The sequence below is a fragment of the Candidatus Villigracilis sp. genome, assembly GCF_057083605.1.
This window is the reverse complement of the sequence record NZ_JBXMTI010000079.1, coordinates 25,822-47,377: the sequence shown is the minus strand read 5'-3', so window position 1 is coordinate 47,377 and position 21,556 is coordinate 25,822. Positions and strand designations below refer to the sequence as shown.

The 21,556-nt window shown below is 50.2% G+C and carries 20 protein-coding genes; 18 read left to right on the top strand and 2 right to left on the bottom strand.

Features of this window, described 5'->3' with window-relative positions:
- Positions 1 to 86: 86 nt before the first annotated feature.
- From AC14M5_RS12290 to AC14M5_RS12270, 5 genes are all read left to right on the top strand, one after another.
- A complete protein-coding gene (locus tag AC14M5_RS12290; protein ID WP_484029960.1) occupies positions 87 to 1,064 on the top strand; it encodes a L,D-transpeptidase in 978 nt (325 codons plus the stop codon).
- A 103-nt stretch (positions 1,065 to 1,167) separates the two neighbouring features.
- A complete protein-coding gene (locus AC14M5_RS12285) occupies positions 1,168 to 2,196 on the top strand; it encodes a L,D-transpeptidase (RefSeq protein ID WP_484029959.1) in 1,029 nt (342 codons plus the stop codon).
- A gap of 201 nt (positions 2,197 to 2,397) precedes the next feature.
- Positions 2,398 to 3,420 (top strand): L,D-transpeptidase family protein, encoded by a 1,023-nt coding sequence (locus AC14M5_RS12280; RefSeq protein ID WP_484029958.1) that lies wholly within the window; start codon positions 2,398 to 2,400, stop codon positions 3,418 to 3,420.
- Positions 3,421 to 3,605: 185 nt separating this feature from the next.
- Positions 3,606 to 4,181 (top strand): LURP-one-related family protein, encoded by a 576-nt coding sequence (locus AC14M5_RS12275; RefSeq protein ID WP_484029957.1) that lies wholly within the window; start codon positions 3,606 to 3,608, stop codon positions 4,179 to 4,181.
- A gap of 120 nt (positions 4,182 to 4,301) precedes the next feature.
- Positions 4,302 to 4,736: a hypothetical protein gene (locus AC14M5_RS12270; RefSeq protein ID WP_484029956.1), complete on the top strand. Its 435-nt coding sequence runs from the start codon at positions 4,302 to 4,304 to the stop codon at positions 4,734 to 4,736.
- Positions 4,737 to 4,854: 118 nt separating this feature from the next.
- Here AC14M5_RS12270 and AC14M5_RS12265 read toward each other — a convergent pair whose 3' ends face one another.
- Positions 4,855 to 5,625 (bottom strand): class I SAM-dependent methyltransferase, encoded by a 771-nt coding sequence (locus tag AC14M5_RS12265; protein WP_484029955.1) that lies wholly within the window; start codon positions 5,623 to 5,625, stop codon positions 4,855 to 4,857.
- A gap of 223 nt (positions 5,626 to 5,848) precedes the next feature.
- Between AC14M5_RS12265 and nusA the strand changes: the two genes are divergently transcribed.
- The 9 genes from nusA (at position 5,849) to AC14M5_RS12220 (ending at position 15,042) form a co-directional block, all read left to right on the top strand.
- A complete protein-coding gene (gene nusA, locus AC14M5_RS12260; protein WP_484029954.1) occupies positions 5,849 to 7,711 on the top strand; it encodes a transcription termination factor NusA in 1,863 nt (620 codons plus the stop codon).
- A 44-nt stretch (positions 7,712 to 7,755) separates the two neighbouring features.
- Complete coding sequence (locus AC14M5_RS12255) at positions 7,756 to 8,079, top strand: YlxR family protein (protein WP_484029953.1); 324 nt, start codon at positions 7,756 to 7,758, stop codon at positions 8,077 to 8,079.
- Between the two features lie 111 nt (positions 8,080 to 8,190).
- Positions 8,191 to 9,963 (top strand): translation initiation factor IF-2, encoded by a 1,773-nt coding sequence (gene infB, locus AC14M5_RS12250; RefSeq protein ID WP_484029952.1) that lies wholly within the window; start codon positions 8,191 to 8,193, stop codon positions 9,961 to 9,963.
- Positions 9,964 to 10,004: 41 nt separating this feature from the next.
- A complete protein-coding gene (gene rbfA / locus AC14M5_RS12245; protein WP_484029951.1) occupies positions 10,005 to 10,355 on the top strand; it encodes a 30S ribosome-binding factor RbfA in 351 nt (116 codons plus the stop codon).
- Positions 10,356 to 10,426: 71 nt separating this feature from the next.
- Complete coding sequence (locus tag AC14M5_RS12240; RefSeq protein WP_484029950.1) at positions 10,427 to 11,383, top strand: DHH family phosphoesterase; 957 nt, start codon at positions 10,427 to 10,429, stop codon at positions 11,381 to 11,383.
- A gap of 109 nt (positions 11,384 to 11,492) precedes the next feature.
- Complete coding sequence (gene truB, locus AC14M5_RS12235; protein WP_484029949.1) at positions 11,493 to 12,416, top strand: tRNA pseudouridine(55) synthase TruB; 924 nt, start codon at positions 11,493 to 11,495, stop codon at positions 12,414 to 12,416.
- Positions 12,417 to 12,545: 129 nt separating this feature from the next.
- The gene (locus AC14M5_RS12230) at positions 12,546 to 13,463 is read left to right on the top strand and encodes a bifunctional riboflavin kinase/FAD synthetase (RefSeq protein WP_484029948.1); all 918 of its coding nucleotides are present in this window, start codon (positions 12,546 to 12,548) and stop codon (positions 13,461 to 13,463) included.
- Positions 13,460 to 13,903, top strand: a complete 444-nt coding sequence (locus AC14M5_RS12225) for an NUDIX hydrolase (protein ID WP_484029947.1) — start codon at positions 13,460 to 13,462, stop codon at positions 13,901 to 13,903. Before AC14M5_RS12230 ends, AC14M5_RS12225 begins: the two co-directional genes overlap by 4 nt.
- A gap of 170 nt (positions 13,904 to 14,073) precedes the next feature.
- Positions 14,074 to 15,042, top strand: coding sequence for a DUF4349 domain-containing protein (locus tag AC14M5_RS12220; RefSeq protein ID WP_484029946.1), 969 nt, complete (start codon positions 14,074 to 14,076; stop codon positions 15,040 to 15,042).
- 176 nt (positions 15,043 to 15,218) lie between these two features.
- On the opposite strand, the gene AC14M5_RS12215 is transcribed toward AC14M5_RS12220, so the two are convergent.
- On the bottom strand, positions 15,219 to 17,015 hold the full coding sequence (locus AC14M5_RS12215; protein WP_484029945.1) for a DUF5939 domain-containing protein: 1,797 nt from the start codon (positions 17,013 to 17,015) through the stop codon (positions 15,219 to 15,221).
- A 141-nt stretch (positions 17,016 to 17,156) separates the two neighbouring features.
- Here AC14M5_RS12215 and AC14M5_RS12210 point away from each other — a divergent pair, with 141 nt between their 5' ends.
- The 4 genes from AC14M5_RS12210 to surE all read left to right on the top strand — a co-directional run bounded on the left by AC14M5_RS12210 (position 17,157) and on the right by surE (position 21,520).
- A complete protein-coding gene (locus tag AC14M5_RS12210; RefSeq protein WP_484029944.1) occupies positions 17,157 to 17,867 on the top strand; it encodes a response regulator transcription factor in 711 nt (236 codons plus the stop codon).
- Between the two features lie 34 nt (positions 17,868 to 17,901).
- Complete coding sequence (locus AC14M5_RS12205) at positions 17,902 to 19,128, top strand: sensor histidine kinase (RefSeq protein WP_484029943.1); 1,227 nt, start codon at positions 17,902 to 17,904, stop codon at positions 19,126 to 19,128.
- Positions 19,129 to 19,627: 499 nt separating this feature from the next.
- Positions 19,628 to 20,365, top strand: a complete 738-nt coding sequence (locus tag AC14M5_RS12200; RefSeq protein WP_484029942.1) for a PHP domain-containing protein — start codon at positions 19,628 to 19,630, stop codon at positions 20,363 to 20,365.
- Positions 20,366 to 20,740: 375 nt separating this feature from the next.
- On the top strand, positions 20,741 to 21,520 hold the full coding sequence (surE, locus tag AC14M5_RS12195; protein ID WP_484029941.1) for a 5'/3'-nucleotidase SurE: 780 nt from the start codon (positions 20,741 to 20,743) through the stop codon (positions 21,518 to 21,520).
- Positions 21,521 to 21,556 lie beyond the last annotated feature (36 nt).

Genomic DNA, 21,556 nt, shown 5'->3' with positions numbered 1-21,556 from the left:
AGTACGCTCCTCGCAATGACATAAAGCAATATAGGTTTATAATATTTATTAACGCATTTAATAGTGGATTTTCTCAAAGGTGACCTATGAACGACTCTCTTTCAAAACTACCCAAATCCATGTCTCAAGCACAACAAGGTGCGCAGCATAATGGGAAAATGCCGCAGGGTGGAGTCGGTTCGGGGAACGGTAGCCAGGCAAAAGGTCCAGTAAGAAGCGGAAATGTCAAAAAGAAACGAAGTCTGATTCTTCCCATCTTCCTGATTGTGATGGGATGTGTAGTCTTTATGTTCGCGGCCTGGTCCGCAGTGAATTCACCGGTGCTGGCATCCATCTTGAGTCTTTCATCTGCACCTAAGCAGGAGCAAAGAGCGCCTGCTCAATCCTTCGCGCAAGTTGATATAGCAAAGCCGACTTATACGCCTGACGCCTCGCAACCCATGGCACAGGTGATCTTGCCGACAGCCACGCTAACACAAGAACCACTGCCAGAGATTGCGAACATTCTTCCAACAAATCTTCCAAGTATTGGTGCGGTGGTGCTGCCAACCGATACACCTTTTGTTGAAGTTGCCCCGCCTCCCGTAGAGGCGACAGGCGAGTCTGTTGTGCTCTCCGCGGAGATCATCCCGGATACACCCACGCCTGAATACGTCCCTCCGCCAACTGCTTTGGCTTACGTCCCACCAGCAGCAACCACTGGCAACGGCGGCGCGCATTGGATCGACGTTAACCTTTCAGAGCAGCGCGTGTATGCCTATGAAGGCGATACGATGGTTAATTCATTTGTCGTGTCAACTGGTACATGGCAAACCCCAACTGTGACGGGCAAATATAAGATCTGGATCAAACTGCGCTCGGCGGCCATGTCTGGGCCTGGGTACTATTTGCCTGACGTACCTTATATTATGTATTTCTATAAGGGCTACGGACTCCACGGCACATACTGGCATAATAATTTTGGCACACCCATGAGTCATGGTTGCGTGAACCTCACCATCCCCGATGCCGAATGGGTGTACAACTTCACCCAGGTTGGCACGGTGGTGAATGTGCATTATTAATACTACGTCATTGCGAGCCGTGTACTTCGGCGAAGCAATCTCCTGCGCAATAGTAGAGATTGCTTCGGGCGGAAGGGCATCGCCCTCGCAATGACGAAATCCTATGAATTCAACAAACTTATCACGAAGAGACTTTCTAAAATTGAGCGGACTAGGGCTGGCAGGTTTATTTGCGCCTCCGCTCAATTTTGATATTGATGATCCCTTCGCCTCCCAGCAGGGACGTGTGACCGTGCGCACCGTCTGGCTGTATGATTATCCGTCCACAGAAGCAGAGCAAGTCAGGTTATGTCAACGTGATGCGGTTTTGGATATCAGCAACACCGCCATCAGCGATGACGCCACAGCCAACAATCGTGTCTGGTATCAGGTCGGCACGGAAGGCTACGTCCACTCTGCGAATATTCAACCTGTCCGCACCATCTTGAACACGCCTCGCATGGATATTCCAAAAGAAGGTCTGCTGGCTGAAATCAGCGTGCCTTACACCGATGCATTCGAAGCGCCTGATAAAGAATCCGAAGTCATCTATCGCATGTATTATGAAACGACTCACTGGGTCAAGTCTGTGACCACGAATCCGAAGGATGGTCAGGTTTGGTATCAGGTACGGGACGATAAAAAGGACAAGAACTATTATGCTCGCGGGGAACACATCCGCATAATGAACGCGGAGGAGCTTGCTCCCATCTCCTCGGAAGTTCCAAACAAGAATAAAAAAATAGTCGTGCGTCTCGATCAGCAAATTGTCATTGCCTACCAAAACGATATTCCTGTCTTCGTAACGCCAGCCTCCACAGGCGGCATCCTGCGGGTTGGAACCTATACGACGCCCACAGGAAATTTCTACACATACTATAAACGTCCATCACGTCACATGGCCGCAGGCGATATTGCCGCAAGCGGTTTCGACCTGCCTGGCGTCCCCTGGGTGCAATACATAACCGAAAGTGGGATTTCCTTCCACGGCACCTTCTGGCACAATGATTTCGGCAGACCGCGTTCACACGGCTGCATCAACCTATCCTCAAGCGCCGCAAAATGGCTCTACCGCTGGACTTCTCCACAAGTGCCCCTCAATAAGGAATTTTCCTTCGGCGGTATTGGAACGAAAGTTGAAATCATCGAGTAACGCGATTTGCTACCTAAATTTACACCGCAAAGCTCGCTAAGTACGCTAAGAAAACCTTAAAATCTTTTCTTTCTTTGCGTTCTTTGCGCTCTTAGCGGTAAAAATAACTTCATGTACGGTAGAGAAACGCGACATAAATGTCGCAGTACGAAAGGCACATTCTCTAAACTTCCTCTGAACTTTTATGATTAGAATTGAATCATGACCATCTCTCAACTCTCCCGCCGTGACTTTTTAAAACTATCCGCTTCAGGCGTGCTCGGGCTTGCTCTCTCCGAATTAGGCCTTGGTCGCGCTTTAGCCGCTCCCCCCACATCGCAGGGACGCATCACCTGGAGCGGCATTCCTCTTTATGATGCGCCCGCCTTGATCGCAAATAAACTTTATCTCTTTCCGATAGATACGGTTGTCGACCTGCTCGGTGAAGTGGAAGGCGGCACGATTGACAACCCATACAACAAGACCTGGTATCAATTGGATGGGGGTTATACGTACTCAGGTTGGATACAACCTGTGGAAACGAATTATCAAAAACCAGTTTATGATATTCCAGTTGAAGGAAAACTGGCCGAGATCAGTGTGCCCATGAGCCTGACCTATCGTGCCCCTTATATGTTTGCCAAGAACGCCCATCGTTTATTTTACGGAACCACACATTGGGTAAATCGTGTCATCGTCACTCGTGAAGAGAAAAGCGTGTGGTATGAAATCTATGACAAGGAACTTAAGGCCTCCTTCTACATCCCAACCTACAACATGCGCCTCATCCCAGACGATGAACTGACTCAGCTTTCCCCGGAAGTTCCCGCCGCTGATAAATTACTGCACGTAGACCTCACCACACAATTGGTCACCGCATTTGAAGGCGAAAAAATGGTGCTCTCCGCCCGTTGCGCCAGCGGACAAAGAGGCACCGACACACCCTTAGGTCAATTTGAAACATTCCATAAAGGGCCATCCATTCACATGACCAACCAGGGTGATGCTGAAGATACTCCATATAGCTTACCCGGAGTACCGTGGGTTTCCTTCTTTACAGGTGCAGGCCATGCCTTTCACGGAACTTATTGGCACAATGACTATGGACGTCCGCGCAGCCATGGTTGTGTCAACCTGCCGTCAGATGTCGCTAAATGGATTTATCGCTGGACCAACCCCCTTGTCCCACCGAACGAGGATTATCTAAATCAACCTGGGCAGGGGACAAGAGTCCAGGTTGTATAATGTACTTAGCTTATATGGTGTCATTCTGAGCGAAGCGAAGAATCTTGGATTTCAGAAGTAGAGACCCTCACCGCACTGCACGCTTCGCGGCAACGCGGTGCATGTGTCGCTCCGCTCAGGGAATCACAATAAGATGAAGGTCACTAATTTAGTTCCAAATAATAACAACCAAAAGAGGAGAAGAGATGAATTCAGTTTTTCAACACAATCAGTATTTGCTCAAAAGACAGGTCTTTGCATTCACAGGTAAATTCCGCTTTTATGACCCGAGTGGAAACCTTGTTTTGTTCAGTGAACAAAAGATGTTCAAACTGCGCGAGGACATCCGCGTGTATTCCGATGAAAGCAAAACACAGGAAGTGCTCATGGTCAAAGCGCGCCAGATCATTGACTTCTCCGCCGCATTCGATGTAGTAGACAGTGCCACGGGCCAAAAGATCGGGGCACTGCGCCGCAAAGGACTCGCATCCCTACTGCGTGATGAATGGGAAGTGCTTGATGTGAGCGATAATGTTGTCGGTAAATTATTCGAAGACAGCATGGGCCTTGCCCTGGTACGCCGCTTCCTGACAGGGCTCGTTCCTCAAAACTACGACATCACCTTTGGTACAACCCGCGTAGCAGACTTGAAACAAAACTTTAATCCATTCGCCTATCAATTGAACCTGGATTTCAGCATGGATGTTGCTCACATCATGGATCGCCGCATGGGCATCGCCGCCGCAATTCTTCTGGCTGTGGTTGAAGGTAAACAGAGTTAATTCTTCGTCATTGCGAGGAGCGCTCTTGCTCTTAGCGACGAAGCAATCTCATAGTATTTGAAGATTGCGTCGTCGGGAAAATACCCTCCTCGCACATCGTCCCCGAATGGGGAATGACATATGAACCTCATGCCTAACACTCCCCTCTTCGCTGGACTCGTCATAGATGAAGCCGGCAACCTTGCCGAATCCGCTTTTATTGGCAGCGAACCCGCTTATGTAGTGGATGATGCTGGTTTCAAACGCCACATCCCTGCCGAGCAAGTGGACCGAGCCGTACTGGCGCAAATGGCTGAAATGATGAAAGGCAGCGAAGACCTCATCTCCGAGCAGACCGCAAAAATGCTTGGGCAGGAGGATCCCTTCTCGAAAGCCATTATCGAACAGCAGCTCAAGAACATCGACAAGCAATTCGATGCGCTCATGCAAAACGGCATCCCAGAGGATATGCGCGCCTATCTCGGCATGATGGGCTTCAAGGTGGTCATCAATTATCACGGTGAAATTGTGCGAGTGGAGCAACCCGGCAGTGCAGGTGGTGAAGGTGATGAGTAAAGAAACATCCGAGTTCTAACGAACTCGGATGTTTCTTATTTAATCGTAGCGGTAGGTCAGGCTTGCAGCCTGACATTTCTATGAGGCTGCAAACATGGCAGGTTGCAAACCCGCCCTACTAAATCTTCTCTATTACCCAGAAATGCGAAAGACCAAATATCTTCAATGGCGTCTTTTCCAAAAATTGCAGCACTGCGCGCAGGAATTTTCCCAACGCGCCAAAGCGCGCGATGATGTTATCGTAGGCGCCGAAAATGACTGTGCGTTCGATGAATTTCACGGGCAGGCCGTGAAATAATTTTTGCAGATCGCGCCGCGAATACACGCGCACATGCGGTGCAAGTTTATCGCGCAGGGCACGCGGTAGATAATTCACGAATAATTTGTTTCCAAAATAATATTTCCCCTTCCAAAAGACCCCATGTGTTTCAAAAGGGTAGCCGCGGTTGGGGCAAAAGATCACCGCGCGCCCACCCACCTTGAGCACGCGCACCATCTCTTCAATCGCGAAGCGGTCACTCTGTACGTGTTCGATCACTTCATGGCTGAGGATCAGGTCAAACGTTAAAGCAGGAAGCGGGATGGATTCGCCTGCGGCGTTGATGATCTTATCCGAATTGACTTTGGCATCGCGGGCGCGTTCAAAATCATATTCCAAACCGATCACATAGCCCTTCGACTGTGTTCCTCGGGGATCACTCGGAACTCCGCTCAGGGCGGAGATTTTTTCTATATACATTCCCACCCCGCAGCCGTTTTCCAACACCAACCCATGAATGCGTTCCCCTGCAAATTTCACAATCATATCAAGGCGGCGCTGCTGTCCCTCCCGCCACACATAGGAAGGCTCGCCGCGCAGCGCGGCTTTCTGCATGTCTCTTTCAGTCATGACGAAGATTATACCTTGCGTCTTCACGGCCTCTATGCTAAAATTTTGGGTGTAAGGACAACCCAATAAAGAAAACACCGAGAAGTGGGTAGCCCCCACTTCTTCGCTTGTTAATACCACCCGTCGTGTAAATAACCAAGCTTTTGATAAGATCGTGAGAAGATCTGGCAACTCTGTTTTGGTAATTTATGCGGTACTATGTAGGAGTAATGGAGCAAGTAGCATGGCAAAAAATGATTTTGCATTAGCATTTAATGAAGTGCTTGAAGAAAAACAATTAGCCAAGGATATCGTCGTTTCGGCTATTGAGTCGGCGATGGTATCCGCCTATCGCCGCGCAGTGGGCGCATCCACGGCTCAGCACGTGGAAGCCAAACTGGACCCTGAAACAGGATTCGTGACTGTATACGCCGAGAAGGAAGTGGTTGAAGACAAGGTCTTTGATGCACGCACCGAAGTGCTTTTGGATGAGGCGCGCAAGGTCAACCCTGAGGTTCAACCCGGCGACATGATTATCGTTGAAACCACCCCCGGAGATTTTGGCCGTGTGGCGGCTCAGACCGCGCGCCAGGTGATCCAGCAGCGCATCCGCGAGGCCGAACGTTCGAATCAAATGCAGTATTTCGAGCGCCAGGTGGGCGAGATCGTTTCAGGTATAGTGCAGGCTATTAATGCGCAAGGCGTCACCATCGGCCTGGATATGAAGGCTGAAGGTGTGATGCCGAATAACCAAAAGATTCCGGGCGAGCGCCTGAAATTACATGACCGCATCCGCGCGGTGGTGATGGAAGTAAAGGACGGCACACGCGGTCCGCAGATCATTCTCTCACGTGCACATCGCAACTTCCTGCGCCGATTGCTTGAGAATGAAGTACCTGAGATATATCATGGCATCGTTGAAATCCGCGCGATCTCACGTGAACCCGGTGCGCGCGCAAAAGTGGCTGTCTCTGCCACACAGCCGGGCATCGACCCTGTGGGTGCATGTGTAGGCATCAAAGGTGTACGCATTCAAGCCATCGTGAAGGAATTGCACGATGAAAAGATCGACATCATTCAATGGGATCCAGACCCCATTGTTTATATTTCCAAAGCTATCAGCCCAGCGCGCGTGAATGGCGTCTATCTGGTTGATAATGAAGGTGCGCACACCGCTACGGTGGTGGTGGGCGAAGATCAATTGAGCCTTGCCATCGGCCGTGATGGACAAAATGCCCGCCTCGCCGCCAAGTTGACAGGCTGGCGCATCGACATCAAATCCTTGTCTGAGGCTGCCGGCGATACCCTGAAAAAGTTACAGAACAATGCAGAGCTCGCGGCGATGCTGCCCACAGCTGTGGAACAAGTCCCGCAAATTGAAGAGATCCTAGCCAAAAAAGCGGAAAGCCGCGCGATCACACCGGAAGAATATACGTTACTGGGTCAATTCGTGGACCGCGTTGAACGCCGCACTATTCAGATCAAGGAAGAGGCTGCCCGCGAGGAAGAGGAACGCTCATCCGCCGCACGCGCAGAGATTCCTGCTGCAGCTTTCAACATGCTGCTCGAACAGGCCGGCATCAAGGAACATATCTTCAATATTCTCACCGAAGCAGGTTATGAAACAGTTGGCAGTTTAATGTTTGCCATGAAGACTGACCAGAATAAGGTGCTCGGGCTTGCAGGCATTGGCTCGAAAGCCATTCAAAATATTGAAGAGGTACTCGGTGGATTAACCTTCCCTGAACCTGTGGTTGAAGAGGTGAAAGCTGATGAACCTGCCCTTGCGGAAGCAGTAATGGCAGAAACTGCCCCAGAGGATGAAATGGCTGCTGAGAAGAAGCAGGCCGAGGGGAAGAAAGATGCGAAGAAAGTCGTCGAAGAAGAAGATGAACATGCAAAAGACGGCGTCTCTTTGGATGAGTTGTTCAAGATGAAACCAGAAATCTTCCAGACTCCGGGAACGGTTGAGGAAGATGCTGATAAGAAAAAAGGTAAGAAGGTCAAGAAGAAAGGCGTCGAGTTGCAGTTCGACGAAGACCTCGGCACCGTAGTTGGCCGCAAGAAACATAAGCGCGGCGAAGATGGCGGCGGCGAGGACTGGTAAGAAATTAATCCCTCCTCCTAGATGGAGGAGGGGGATGATTGAAGGTGAAGAAGAAACCCGTCCAACGTGTAAAGCATGTGCCCCAACGCACTTGTGTGGGATGCCGCGAGGTTTTGCCAAAAAGGCAAATGCTGCGGATCGTGCGTACCCCTGATGGTGTACGTGTGGATCCCACCGGTAAACTGGCTGGCCGGGGCGCGTATTTACATGACCGCCGCGAATGCTGGGAGCGCGGCTTGAGGGGAGCTTTGGCCCATGCGCTCAAAGCTGAATTGACTGCTGAAGATCGCAGTGAATTGGAAAATTTTATGAGCACCCTGCCGCACGATGCTACGGATCGTGCAGACCAACAAGTACCGGCCATGTGAACGATTAGCCACTCGCTCACAGGCACCTCTTGTTGGGAATTAAGAAATATGCGGACTTCCCTGCACCGAACGATGTGCAGAAAAGCCCGCAATTTGAGAAGGAGGTGGCCTATGAGTAGCAACGGTAACAAACTTGAATTACCCGCCAACATCGTGATACGCGATCTGGCGCAGAAAATCGAAAAAAGCCCCATTGATCTGATCAAAAAACTGATGACCAACGGCGTAATGGCGACCATTAACCAGACTGTGGATTTTGACACAGCGGCGATCGTGGTTGCCGAGTACGGATTCGAAGCCGTACTTGAAGCATCAGAAGCAGATGCAGAAAAAGAAGAAGCGGGTGAAGTACCGCTGTGGCGTCAGATGATCGCTGGGGAAGACAATGCACAGCTAAAAGTACGTCCCCCCGTGGTGACAATTTTAGGTCACGTTGACCATGGCAAGACCAGCCTGCTGGATGCGATCCGCTCCACAGAAGTGGCCGCAGGTGAAGCGGGCGGCATTACACAACATATCGGTGCCTACCAGGTGGAAAAGAAGGGACGTCTCATCACCTTCCTCGATACACCCGGTCATGCCGCATTTACGCAGATGCGCGCACGCGGTGCACAAGGCGCAGATATTGTCGTGCTGGTGGTTGCTGCAGATGATGGCGTGATGCCGCAGACAAAAGAAGCGATTGCACATGCCAAGGCTGCGCGTGTGCCGATCATGGTCGCCTTGAACAAAATTGACAAACCAAATGCCAACCTGGAGCGTGTTAAACAACAATTAGCGGAAATGGAACTGGTCCCCGATGACTGGGGAGGCAACACCATGGTTGTGCCGGTCTCCGCCAAACAGAAGCAGGGCATCGACGATCTGCTCGAGGGCATCCTGCTCGTTGCAGACAGCAAAGACATCAAGGCCAACCCGAATGGAAAAGTTATTGGCACGGTGATCGAAGCCGAATTGGATAAATCCAAGGGCGTGATGGCAACCTTGCTGGTTCAAAACGGAACGCTCGAATCTGGCGATAACGTTGTAGCTGGCACAGCTCACGGAAAATTACGCGCGATCACCGATTACAAAGGCAAGCCGATCAAAAAAGCTGGCCCTTCCACACCTGTGGCGGTGATGGGACTGAGTGACGTCCCTTCAGCAGGTGATATTTTCCAGGTTGTAAAAACAGATAAGGAAGCGCGCGCCATTGTGCAGGAACGGCTTGAAGCCATTAAGACACAGGCTCAGATGCGCAAGAAAGTTTCATTAGAAGACCTGTTCGCGAATGTTCAGGCGGGTGAGGCGAAGGAACTTAATCTCATCGTTAAGGCAGACGTACAAGGATCTCTCGACCCCATCGTCAACGAGTTGAATAAACTTGGCGAAGGCGAGATCGGCCTGCACATTCTACATGCTGAAACAGGTAACATCGGCAATAATGATGTCATGCTTGCATCCGCTTCAAAAGCGATTATCATTGGCTTCAACGTCCAGGCAGATGTAGATGCGCGCCGCATGGCTGAAAAAGAAGGCGTGGATATCCGCCTGTACGAGATCATCTACCGCATGACAGAGGATATCGAGAAAGCCCTTAAGGGTATGCTCGAACCCAAACTTGTGGAAAGAATCATCGGTCGCGCTCAGGTATTGCAGGTATTCACTGCCTCCAAATTTGGCAGAGTCGCGGGATGCAAAGTGACGGACGGAGAACTCAGACGCGGCGCAAAGGTGCGCCTTCAACGCGGCGCAGATATTGTGTACGAAGGCGACCTCTCCTCCCTGCGTCATGAAAAAGAAGATGTCAAAGAGATTCGCCAGGGCTTTGAATGTGGGGTGGGCTTCAAAAGTTTCAACGACATTCAGCCAGGCGATATGTTGGTGTGCTACATAGTAGAATAGAGAAATACAGGGGGCGGAGTGAAAACTCCGCCCTAAAAATTATGCCATCAGGAATTCGATTACAACGCATTGCAGATCGTGTAAAACAGGAACTCGCAGAGATGCTCATCCGCGAGATAAGCGACCCGCGCCTAAAACAAATTTTTGTTACGGACGTAAAGATAGACAGGGAACTCGCCTTTGCGGATGTCTACGTGTCAGCAGTGGAGGGTGCTTCACGCGCCCCTGACGTTCTCGCGGGACTTGAATCTGCTTCTGGTTTTATCAGGCGGGCCCTAGCTTCAAGAGTAGAGGTGCGCGCATTTCCAAGGTTGCGCTTCCATTGGGACCCAACCCCCGAACATGCAGACCATATTGAAAAGATATTGACAGAGATAAGAGAAAAGAAATAGATTATATCGTTGCAAGGGCGAAAAAACATCGCTACCGCAACGACATGCAAATTTTTGGAGGACAAGAAATAGTGGATAACCAGCTCACAGGGGAGATAAAAGATAGATTAGCAAACGCGAACAAGATCGTCATTGCTTCGCATGTTCGACCAGACGGGGATGCAATCGGGTCCTTACTTGCACTGGGCCTGGCCCTGCGTGATGGAGGCAAATCTGTGCAAATGATCCTCGCAGATGGTGTTCCATCCTCCTTCAAATATCTCGAAGGCAGCAACCTCATTCAGAAAGAGCCTAAGGAAGATCACGACACTTTCATAGCAGTAGACTGCGCCGACTTCAAACGCCTGGGGAAAGTGTTCGAAAATTTCGGCCAGCCTGATATTAATGTGGATCATCATGTTACCAATGAAAAATTTGGAAAATTAAACCTGATCGAGGCGGACGAAGTTGCCACAGCTGCAATTCTCACCAACCACATGCCAGAATGGGGATTAAAGATGACCAAACCCATTGCAGCCGCATTATTAACTGGCATCATCACAGATACACTTGGCTTCCGCACAGCCAACACCACACCCGAATCGCTGAGGCAAGCCGCCACATTGATGGAAGCCGGTGTAGATATGCCTGAGATCTATATGCGTGCCCTTATTAGAAAAACCTATCACGCTGCAAAATATTGGGGCGCAGGGCTCTCAAACCTTGAGAGCAAGCATGGAATTGTCTGGGGAACTCTCACCCTCGCAGACCGCAAGTCATCGGGATATAGTGGAAATGACGACGCAGACCTGATCAACCTGATCTCTTCCATAGACGGGAACAAGGTCGGAATGGTTTTCGTCGAACAAAGTGATAATCATGTAAAGATTTCCTGGCGCTCACTGGAGCCAGGCGTGGATGTTTCACCAGTTGCAAAACACTTTAAAGGCGGGGGCCATGCCGCCGCCGCAGGAGCAGACATCGAGGGAAGTTTAAGCGAAGTCCAAAAGGAAGTCCTAATGAAAACCCGCGAATTATTGAATCTGTAAAGAAAAAAGAACCAAGAATAGTACTCATGTACGGATGACACCTGTTGAAAATTCGGATAAATATGTCATAATTAGTATGGAAAAAACCATTAAGGAGGAAGATAAAAACATGAACAGCCAAGATATAAAGAATGCTATTTCTGGCGCACTGGTCGTGGATAAGCCTGTCGGGATGACGTCTCATGATGTTGTTCAAGTTATTAGAAACGGTACAGGGTTACGCCGCGCAGGTCATACAGGCACTCTCGATCCACGCGCGTCCGGGGTACTCGTTATCCTTGTTGGCCCCGCAGTACGTCTAAGCGAATACGTCTCAGCTTCAGATAAACGCTACCAGGCCATCATCCGCCTGGGCGGTTCCACCGATACATTCGACGCGGAAGGCCAGGTCACTTTATCGAAGGACCCGCTCACCGTCACCGAGGCTCAATTTGAAGAAGCGCTCAAATCATTTATCGGTGAAATTGAACAGACTCCCCCACCCTACTCTGCCGTCAAAGTGCAGGGACGGAAGGCTTACGAAATGGCGCGCAAAGGTGAAGAAGTAGACCTTGCCCCGCGCACCATCACCGTGCATCATCTTGAAGTGCTGGAATGGACTCCGCCAGAAGTAGTGATCGATGTTCATTGCTCCTCTGGCACATACGTCCGCTCGCTTGCAAATGACCTCGGCGTAAAACTCGGTTGTGGTGCCTATCTCGTGGGCTTACGCCGCACCAAAAGCGGAAGGTTCTCATTGCGCGATTCCGTGCCGCTGAGGAAATTGCAGGAAGCCTTCACCGCAGGCAACTGGTATCAATATCTCATCCCTGCCGCCGAAGCGCTGGGTGACTGGCCTGCCATAGAACTCAACCCCGATGAAGTGGAAGGTGTGCGTCACGGTCATCGTGTAAAAGCAGTTGGTGAACCCAAAGAGACCAAGGTGCGTGGTGTAAGCACACAAGGTGAACTTGTTGCTTTGATGGAACTCATCACAGGCGAAGACGGCACACCCGAATGGCAGCCTAAGAAGGTCTTCTTCACATCAGATTAAATATCACGTCATTGCGAGGAGGGTGATTTCCCCGACGAAGCAATCTCCTATAACATGAAGGGAGATTGCTTCGGGCTAACGCCCTCGCAATGACATTACGCCGCCATAACATGGCGGCTTTTTTATACTATGCAACATTATCATTCCCTCGAAGCGGCATCCCTGAAAAATTCATGGCTCACCATCGGAGTCTTTGACGGCGTCCATCGCGGGCATCGCGAGATCATCCACAAGCTTGTCAGCGGCGCACATGCAAATAACCTGCCAGCCGTTGTCCTCACCTTTGATCCGCACCCTGCCAACGTACTTACCGGCAAGGAGATTCGATGTTTGACCACACCCGATGAACGCGCGGATTTGCTCGCGACGCTTGGTGTGGATGTGGTCATCACCCAACGCTTCACACGGGACCTGTCAACTGCCACTGCCCATGAATATATGTCTCGTCTGAAGGCGACTCTCGGCCTCACCCACCTGCTGATCGGCTATGACTTTGCATTGGGAAAGGGACGAGAAGGCAATGCCGCCCGCCTCACCGAATTAGGCAGGGAATTAGATTACGCAGTTGAAGTCATCAGCGCCCTAAGCGATGAAAGTGGTGTGATCTCATCCACAGAGATACGCAAACTTGTTTCCACAGGCAATGTGGAAGAAGCGGCAAAACTTCTCGGCTATCCTTATCACTTAAGCGGCCCTGTCATCCATGGCGATGGCCGCGGACGCAGGATCAACATCCCCACTGCAAATATAGATTACCCGAAGCAAAAGGTCATCCCTGCCAATGGGATTTATGCCTGCTGGGCAACCGTTGGCGATGAAAGACTCATGGCAGCCACCAACGTTGGTTTTAACCCCACCTTCACACCTGATAAGAAAATCCAAAGTATCGAACCCTACCTACTTGATTTTGACCGCGATATTTATGGCGAGGAAGTGAAACTCGAGTTCGTGGCGCGCCTGCGTGACGAATTGAAATTTACTTCCGTCGAAGCCCTGGTCGAGCAAATCCATGATGATATAGATAAGACACGTGTAATCCTCACATGAGAAACCGCTCTGGCATCATCCTAATCGAAGATAACAAACTGGCGTTGATCGAACGTCACCGCGCGGGCCTGCATTACTTTATCTTTCCAGGCGGCGGTATCGACGAGGGGGAAAGCCCGGAGCAGACCGCAATCCGCGAGGCTGAGGAAGAGTTGGGGATCATCGTCACCATAAAACAAAAAGTAGCCGAAGTGTTTTTTAACGAAAACACACAGTATTATTTTTTAGCAGAAAAACTTAGCGGGGAGTTTGGCACTGGCACAGGTGAGGAATACGGAGATTATGATCCCGTTTATGGGACATATCTTCCACTCTGGATGCCGCTTGAAGATGCGTTGAAGAAAAACGTTCTGCCGCGTGAGCTGGTGGAATTGGTCCTTCGATCTCACCAGGAAGGCTGGAAGGCCGAACCCGTTATCATTTTGGAGGAAAAGAAATAAAGGCAAGGAGATGAGAAAAGTGTAAAGGGAGGAAATATATCTCGCAGCAGCAACCAGCTCAAAGTCCGAAAAAGAAGCGCAAAAGCTTGAGCAATCCATTTTGGGGGAACATTCCATATCATCCTTCGTCTAGTTCATAACGCCTAAATTCTATTGTATTGGAGGATGAAATGAAATCACACGTCAACATACTTGCTTTGTTCGTTTTGTTAGGTGGGCTATTACTGAGTGCATGTGGTGGAGCTGCGCCAGCTACCGAGGCTTCTGTAGAGCGTTATGCAATCGAAGCTGAGGCCCCCCTGGCAGCTGAAGAACCATTGGCGGAAGGTGCATCAGGCGCGGATGTTGCCAAACAGGATGTCGAGCCTTCCTCTGCTTTGGCCGTAGGGCCCGTGTATAACATCGGGGAAGAGGCTCTTGTAGCATCCACCACGCATATGATCATCAAAAGTGCTGAGATCAAGTTGCTGGTTGAAAGCACAGACAATGCCGTCGACCGCGTCACGCAAGTTGTTGGCGATGCGGGCGGATATATCATTAGCTCCCGGGTGTGGTATCAGGCTTATTATGATGGCGAGAATTATAAATATGCCACCATCACGATTGGCGTGCCGGTCCAGCAATTTGAGCGGACTCTCAGCCGCTTGCGTGGACTCGCGGTTCAAGTATTGGATGAGACCGCCTCAGGCGAAGATGTGACCGACCAATTTGTGGATTTGCAATCACAACTCACCAACCTTGAAGCCACACGTGAACGCATCAAATCCTTTCTTGATAGTGCCACCTCAGTGGACGAAGCTTTGCGCATCAATGCGGAGTTGACCGAGATCGAACGCCAGATCGAGGAGATCAAGGGACGCATGAATTATCTGGATGATCGCTCATCCTATTCCACGATCACGATCAATTTTGAACCTGAACTGCCTGAAATTCTGCCCACCCCCACCCCGGAACCGAAACCCTGGACTCCCGGCGAAACCTTTGAGGATGCAAAGGAAACTGTCATCCGTGCATATCAAGGTATTGTAGATTTCCTCATCTGGATCTTTGTGGTGGTTATCCCTATCCTTGCCCCGCCTGCATTCCTGGTCTGGTTGCTTTGGAAGCTGTTCACTCGCAAGCCAAATAAACCTGCATAATCAAGATACTGTGTCACTCTGAGAGAGCGCCCTTTGCGAACGAAGAGTCTATGCTTTCAAGAGGAGAGACCCTTCGCTGTCGCTCAGGGTGACACGATTAAAAGTGTGATATTTGACAAGGTCACATAATAATCAATGACCACAACCGTCAGAGTTGCAACTCTGACGGTTGTGGTTTACATCTTAACTCTCCACAAATCCATCGACTGATCGTATCCACGAATTTCAGATTGAAAGCGGATCAGTGAATTCGGAGATGCGTTCTTTTCCAAAAACTCCACCACTTCAGGGTCATTGCGAATGGGCTCGGAGAAAATCACTTCACCACCCACCGAAAAATGCGGCAGGCGCGCTGCAATGTTGACAGTGGAACCAAAGTAATCCAACCGCTCATTCAAGTTGACGACGATGCATGGGCCATGATGAATGCCTGCCTTGATGGACAGGGGCGGCTCACCCCGCACCGACAATTGCTTCTGCACACTCCAAATCGCCCGCACTGCGGACACAGGGCTGCGGAACGCCGCCATAATTGAATCGCCCATGGTCTTAACGATGGAACCACCTTCTGCGGCAATGGATCGCTCCAATATTTCAAAGTGTTCACGCACACGTCCGAAAGCTGGCGCGTCGCCGATCTCACGATATAACTTGGTGGAATTACGTAAATCTGTGAACATCAGCGTGGTTGAGCCCACGGATATTTCTTCACCGGGCCGCAGCACTTCGCTTGAAAACAGGTCACGGAATACCTGCAAGGTGGTTACATCGGCTGCCGTAGCGGCCTGATCAGACCAGGCTGTTCGCTCCAGTTCAAAGGTCTGGGCTTGATCGGTTTCGTTGATCAAACGGATATACGGCTCAAGCCCCAATTGCACGATGCCTTGAGGCCAGCCGCCATTCATTGCGCGCAGGTCAAGTTTATCAGGCCCGTTTTTTGTGGCCAGCAATAATTGTGACCCCGGCAATTCTGAAGCACGCAATACATATCGTCCCTCCTGAAGCATGGTAGATAGTGGCAGTTCTTCGTGCGGCGGGACGATCAATGAAAATATGATATGCGGCTGCCTCTGCGGACTGCCCACACAAAATTCCACTGCGGCATCCACTGCGCGCACAGATGGGTTGGGACGGAAGATCACTTCAACGTTGTGGTCAAAATTCGCATTGAAATCGATCTGACAGGTTTTGCAATGCGCCGTCGCATGAACGTCACCCAGCCGCGCATAATCTTCCGCTACGCCGCGACATTCAGGGCAAAGCAAATCCCAATAGAGATCCGTCATGCCGATTCGTGTGGCGCGTAAGAATGCTTCCAACACATCACGGTGCGGCAAGCTCCATCCATCTGCCAGTGCGTAAGGTCTCATGCGCTGAATGGAAAGATCATCTGCGCGGTGAAGGAATTCATAAAGATGTTCAAGCACATCCTCTTTCACACCCTGAGACTTTAACCGCTCGCTCAGCAGCTTGAACTTGGCGTGTCCAGTCGAGGAGAGGTTCCTACCCTTTGAGACGATCAAGACCGAGCCGCCGTGTGAAGCGATGCGGTCATAAAGCCTGAAGGCATTACCAAATCTCTTCTCGCTGACAATACCTATCGCGAGCGGAATGGCAATCTCCCCCAAAATATTTTTAGGTTTTACCCATACATCATAAACAATGCGTGTGCCTGAGGGAACGAGCCGTTCAAGTTTGCAATCTACGCGCATTTCTGCCAGCGGACCTTTTCGGAAGCGGCGCAAAATCCCGAAGCGATAGGGATAGGTCCACTCGAAAGGTTCCTCTTCCCATTCAACCTGGATGATTGGCACTTTGAACTTCACTCGCCTTACGCCATTGGTTATGCCGAGCAATTGCATGGGCGGCAGGCCAGTATCACGATTGAAGCGGTTCGTATCCGAAACAAGCGGCCAGAGCGCCTCGGGGGAGGCGGTTAGATCCCAGGTCCATTTGTAATGATATTCTGTCATAGGTTCTCTGATGTTGGTAATGAAGAATATTTTACTCGTGTTTACGCGATGAGACATTACAATGGAATAACGTTTGCAACCAATTTGCCATTAACATACCCTTAACAGAGTTAAATTTCTTTAGTGGTATATTCACAACCAATGACTGAATCAATATTGATCGTTGAAGATGAACTCTCCCTGCAAGAGACTCTCGCATATAGCCTGAAAAAAGAAGGCTATGCCGTTGAGGCTGTTGGAGATGGGCGCTCTGCATTGGAATCCGCTCGAAGGATGAAGCCTGACCTGATCGTGCTGGATATCATGCTCCCTGAAATGGATGGCTTTGAAGTGGCGCGCATCCTTCGCAAGGAGATGACCACCGCCATTCTCATGCTGACCGCACGTGACGATGAAATTAACCGCGTCGTTGGCCTTGAAGTGGGCGCAGATGATTATTTGACCAAACCTTTTTCGATGCGCGAGTTACTGGCGCGGGTGAAGGCACAACTCAGGCGCACGCGTATGCTGCGTGAGGAAATGGGGCAAAACAACGTTTCAGAAATGAAGCATGAGACTCTAAATTTTGGCAATCTCACCATCAACCTCACGCGCCGTGAAGTGATACTTAACAACGAGCCCATCCAACTCAAACCCAAAGAATACGAATTACTCCTGTTCTTCGCTGAACACAAGGGACAAATGCTTTCACGTGAATTTGTGCTGGAAAGAGTCTGGGGCTGGGATTTTATCGGTGACAGCCGCACGGTGGATGTTCATATAAGATGGCTTCGCCAAAAAATAGAAAAAGACGCTGCCAACCCAGTCCGCATTGTGACGGTGAGGGGTGGCGGGTATCGGTTTGAAGGCTGAGCACTAAGTCAAAGGTCAAACGTCGAAAGTCATAATGAATTCATTTCTTTGGTCGCTGAGCATTATTTTTATTGTCATCGCTTCCTGGTTTGCGTGGCGATATTATGATGTAAAGAGACGTATGAATGATTATGCGAGTCTCATTCGCAGTCAACCGAAGAATCTCCCTACTGATTTAAAAGGTCTTGAGAATTTATCAAACGCAATTGTCTCACTCAAAACGACCTTTGACCTCCAGCTTTCAACTCTCGACTCTCAAAACGCCCGTCTCGCCACTGTGCTTGAGCAATTGACCGATGGTGTGCTGATCGCAGATGAAAGCGGGCAGGTTCAATTTGCGAACCCTGCGGCCCGCAAACTATTCGATATGAACGACCCTATCAACCATAGTGTTGCTGAAGTGATGCGTAATCATCAGTTGATTGAGGCTTGGCGGCGCTGTCAACAAACCCGCGAGATGCAAAGCGAATCTGTTGAATTGCCAGCGCGGCGTCATTTTTTGCAATTGTTCGTCATCCCTGATACACATGAAGGCGGCAGTCTTTTGCTCGTGCAGGATCTAACCCGCGTGCGTAAACTCGAAACCGTGCGGCGTGACTTTATCTCAAATGTGTCACATGAACTGCGGACTCCTCTCGCATCACTCAAAGCTTTAACCGAGACATTACAAAACGGCGCTCTATTGGACCCTGAAGCTGGTCCGCGTTTCCTGGGCCGAATCTCCACTGAAGTAGACGCGCTCACCCAAATGGCGCAGGAGTTGCTCGACCTTTCACGCATCGAGTCGGGGCAGGTGGAACTTGTGCTTGCGCCTGTATCTCCAAAGCAATTACTTATTTCTGCCGCTGACCGAATGAAATTGCAAGCCGAACGGGCAGGATTAAAGTTGTCCGTTGTATGTGAGGAGGGCCTGCCGCATGTCCGCGCGGACAAAGCGCGTTTGGAGCAGGTGCTTGTGAATCTGATTCACAATGCGGTCAAGTTCACAAAGCCAGGTGGAGAAATAATCCTCGGAGCAGAAGAAGTAAACGGCGGGGTAAGATGCGCTGTGCGGGATACGGGAGTCGGAATCCCAGCGGAGAGTTTATCCCGTATCTTTGAACGCTTTTATCGCGTGGATCGATCCCGCACAGGTTCAGGAACGGGGCTTGGGCTTTCGATCTCAAAGCATATCGTGGAAGCACATGGCGGAAAAATTTGGGCAGAGAGTGAAGAGGGGCACGGCAGTGCGTTTTATTTTGAAATTCCAACTACGCCCTGAGCTATTTCTACTTTGCATAACTGTTTACCAGATGTTAACTGGTTCTTAAGTGCGGAATGCAAACATTGATGTATCATCTGCGTATGGAAACTTTAGCTTCTACATTGGTTCTCTCTTTGCTGACCGTCTTCACCATAGACGCAACTCGCAAGCGTCGTGAGTTTTTGCAAAAGCAAAGCCGCGCGTAACTTATCTTTCTCCTCCTCCTTTATTTTCCACCCGCCCTCTCAGGCGGGTGGATTTTCTTTGTGTCACCCTGAAGGAGCGGTCTTCAGCGACTGAAGGGTCTCGAAAGTAAGTCACGAGATACTTCGCGCCTGAAAAGCGGCGCTTAACATGACACATTCCCTTATCCATTATTGACGTTAACAAGATTATCACATCCTATTGATATGTTCTTAATAACGATTGATTACACTCAGAGAAATAAAAAATATACGTTCGCAGGTTGAAACTTTTTTGCGGATGTTTTGTCTAATCATCAAGAAATGGAGTTTGAATGGGACTTGCAGATTTACACTTGCACACAATCTACAGTTATGACGGTACGGCCACTGTCCCTGCTGTTTTACGACGCGCGCGGGAAATTGGCCTGGACGTGATCGCGATCACCGACCACGATGAAATTGGCGGCGCATTGGAAGCCGTAAAGATCGCGCCTCATTATGGTGTGGAGGTAATCCCAGGAGTTGAGATCACCACCGCCGATGGCGACCTGCTAGCTTTATTCATCACCGAAAAAGTGGACGCGGGGTTGTCATTAATAGATACTGTTCTGAAAGTTCGTGAGCTTGGCGGCGTCTGCATTGCGCCGCATCCCATGGCGGGCGGAATGGGCATGACGAGCCTGAGTTTTCGATGCATCTTAAAAGCATTGCGTAACCCCAAAGTGGCGGAGACCTTGATCGGCATCGAAGCATATAATGGAACTTCGATTGACCGTGTCAGCAATCACTACGCGCGCATCTTTGCAAACAGATTGAATATTGCCCAAACAGGAAACAGTGATGCGCATGTGCTGGACACCATCGGCTTCGGCGCAACGGAATTTGAAGGCCGCACTGCAATGGATTTGCTAAAAGCCTTGAAAGATCGGACAACCAAAGTTAGAAAACAAAATGAATGGAGCGCCTTCCGCGTGATCAGCAATTGGGGTTATCGTTATGTTGAAAGCGCCTTGGTGCGCATGACTGGAAATGCCCGCGCCACAGCTTTTGCAAAGTCGGGAAAAGCTTAATGCGAATTACACGAATGTACAAATGGCGCGAATAAAAGCATGTAGGTCAGGCTTTCAGCCTGACGCTCCTTTGAGATCTGAGTTTTGGCGGGTTACAAACCTCCTACAGATACCTAACCTAAGTTGCTACCTTGGAATAAGAAGAAACGTGTCACCCTCCCGAAGGACATCGGGACGATGTGAAGGAGCGTGTTTTCCGCGACTGAAGGGTCTCCGTTCATGGTGTCAGAGATGCTTCGGGGCACACCGTCCTACGGTGGTGTAGGGAAGAACGCCCCTCAGCATGACACAACGGGAGTATGGTGGCAACCTACAGATACTTATGCAAGAGGTTAGGATAAAATTGAGGGACTGAATAATGAGGAAATCAAATAAATGACAAAACAAATTTTAGTTACAAATGACGACGGCGTGCTCGCGCCAGGTCTGCTGGCTCTCACGCAGGAAATGAAAAAGTTCGGCAACGTCACCATCCTGGCGCCGGACAGAAACTGGTCTGGCAGCGGACATGTCAAAACATTGGACCGCGCGCTGCGTGTGCGTGAGTTCCGTCTCGAAGATGGCACACCAGCCTTTGCCAGTGACGGCGCACCTTCAGATTGTGTGGCGCTTGCCACGCTTGGATATTTCAAAGAGAAATTCGATCTGGTTGTATCGGGGATTAATGTAGGCGCGAATCTGGGGCATGATGTCACTTATTCGGGAACCGTCACCGCCGCAATGGAAGCAGTGATCGCAGGGGTTCCGGGCGTGGCTGTTTCACTGGAAGTCCCCGAAGGATTCATCGGTCAAATTAATTTTGGACCCGCCGCGCAAGCCGCAGGCATTACCGTAAGAAACGTTATCGCGCACGGTCTTCCACCTGACACTTTGTTAAATGTTAATATCCCCTTTTTGGAACAAAGCGAGATCAAAGGGTTTCGAGTCACCCGCCAGGGATTGCGCGTTTATCACAGCCGCCTGGATGAGCGCATCGACCCGCGCAATCGTCCCTATTATTGGATCGGCGGCGACGCCCCCACGGGCGTGCCTGAATCTGGAACGGATGTCGGTGTATTATCTGAAGGCTACATTTCTGTCACCCCGCTACAGCTTGATCTCACTGCCTATCGCGCCTTATCCGATGTGAGCACCTGGAAGTGGCAGGAAGAATAAATTTTATCGTCATTGCGAGGAGGGCGTAGCCCGAAG

What these genes read in the sequence shown, in the direction of transcription:
- AC14M5_RS12290 (WP_484029960.1), top strand. Translation starts at nt 87, where the DNA reads ATGAACGACTCTCTTTCAAAACTACCCAAATCCATGTCTCAAGCACAA.
- AC14M5_RS12285 (WP_484029959.1), top strand. Translation starts at nt 1,168, where the DNA reads ATGAATTCAACAAACTTATCACGAAGAGACTTTCTAAAATTGAGCGGA.
- AC14M5_RS12280 (WP_484029958.1), top strand. Translation starts at nt 2,398, where the DNA reads ATGACCATCTCTCAACTCTCCCGCCGTGACTTTTTAAAACTATCCGCT.
- AC14M5_RS12275 (WP_484029957.1), top strand. Translation starts at nt 3,606, where the DNA reads ATGAATTCAGTTTTTCAACACAATCAGTATTTGCTCAAAAGACAGGTC.
- AC14M5_RS12270 (WP_484029956.1), top strand. Translation starts at nt 4,302, where the DNA reads ATGAACCTCATGCCTAACACTCCCCTCTTCGCTGGACTCGTCATAGAT.
- AC14M5_RS12265 (WP_484029955.1), bottom strand. Translation starts at nt 5,625, where the DNA reads ATGACTGAAAGAGACATGCAGAAAGCCGCGCTGCGCGGCGAGCCTTCC.
- nusA (WP_484029954.1), top strand. Translation starts at nt 5,849, where the DNA reads ATGGCAAAAAATGATTTTGCATTAGCATTTAATGAAGTGCTTGAAGAA.
- infB (WP_484029952.1), top strand. Translation starts at nt 8,191, where the DNA reads ATGAGTAGCAACGGTAACAAACTTGAATTACCCGCCAACATCGTGATA.
- rbfA (WP_484029951.1), top strand. Translation starts at nt 10,005, where the DNA reads ATGCCATCAGGAATTCGATTACAACGCATTGCAGATCGTGTAAAACAG.
- truB (WP_484029949.1), top strand. Translation starts at nt 11,493, where the DNA reads ATGAACAGCCAAGATATAAAGAATGCTATTTCTGGCGCACTGGTCGTG.
- AC14M5_RS12230 (WP_484029948.1), top strand. Translation starts at nt 12,546, where the DNA reads ATGCAACATTATCATTCCCTCGAAGCGGCATCCCTGAAAAATTCATGG.
- AC14M5_RS12225 (WP_484029947.1), top strand. Translation starts at nt 13,460, where the DNA reads ATGAGAAACCGCTCTGGCATCATCCTAATCGAAGATAACAAACTGGCG.
- AC14M5_RS12220 (WP_484029946.1), top strand. Translation starts at nt 14,074, where the DNA reads ATGAAATCACACGTCAACATACTTGCTTTGTTCGTTTTGTTAGGTGGG.
- AC14M5_RS12215 (WP_484029945.1), bottom strand. Translation starts at nt 17,015, where the DNA reads ATGACAGAATATCATTACAAATGGACCTGGGATCTAACCGCCTCCCCC.
- AC14M5_RS12210 (WP_484029944.1), top strand. Translation starts at nt 17,157, where the DNA reads ATGACTGAATCAATATTGATCGTTGAAGATGAACTCTCCCTGCAAGAG.
- AC14M5_RS12205 (WP_484029943.1), top strand. Translation starts at nt 17,902, where the DNA reads ATGAATTCATTTCTTTGGTCGCTGAGCATTATTTTTATTGTCATCGCT.
- AC14M5_RS12200 (WP_484029942.1), top strand. Translation starts at nt 19,628, where the DNA reads ATGGGACTTGCAGATTTACACTTGCACACAATCTACAGTTATGACGGT.
- surE (WP_484029941.1), top strand. Translation starts at nt 20,741, where the DNA reads ATGACAAAACAAATTTTAGTTACAAATGACGACGGCGTGCTCGCGCCA.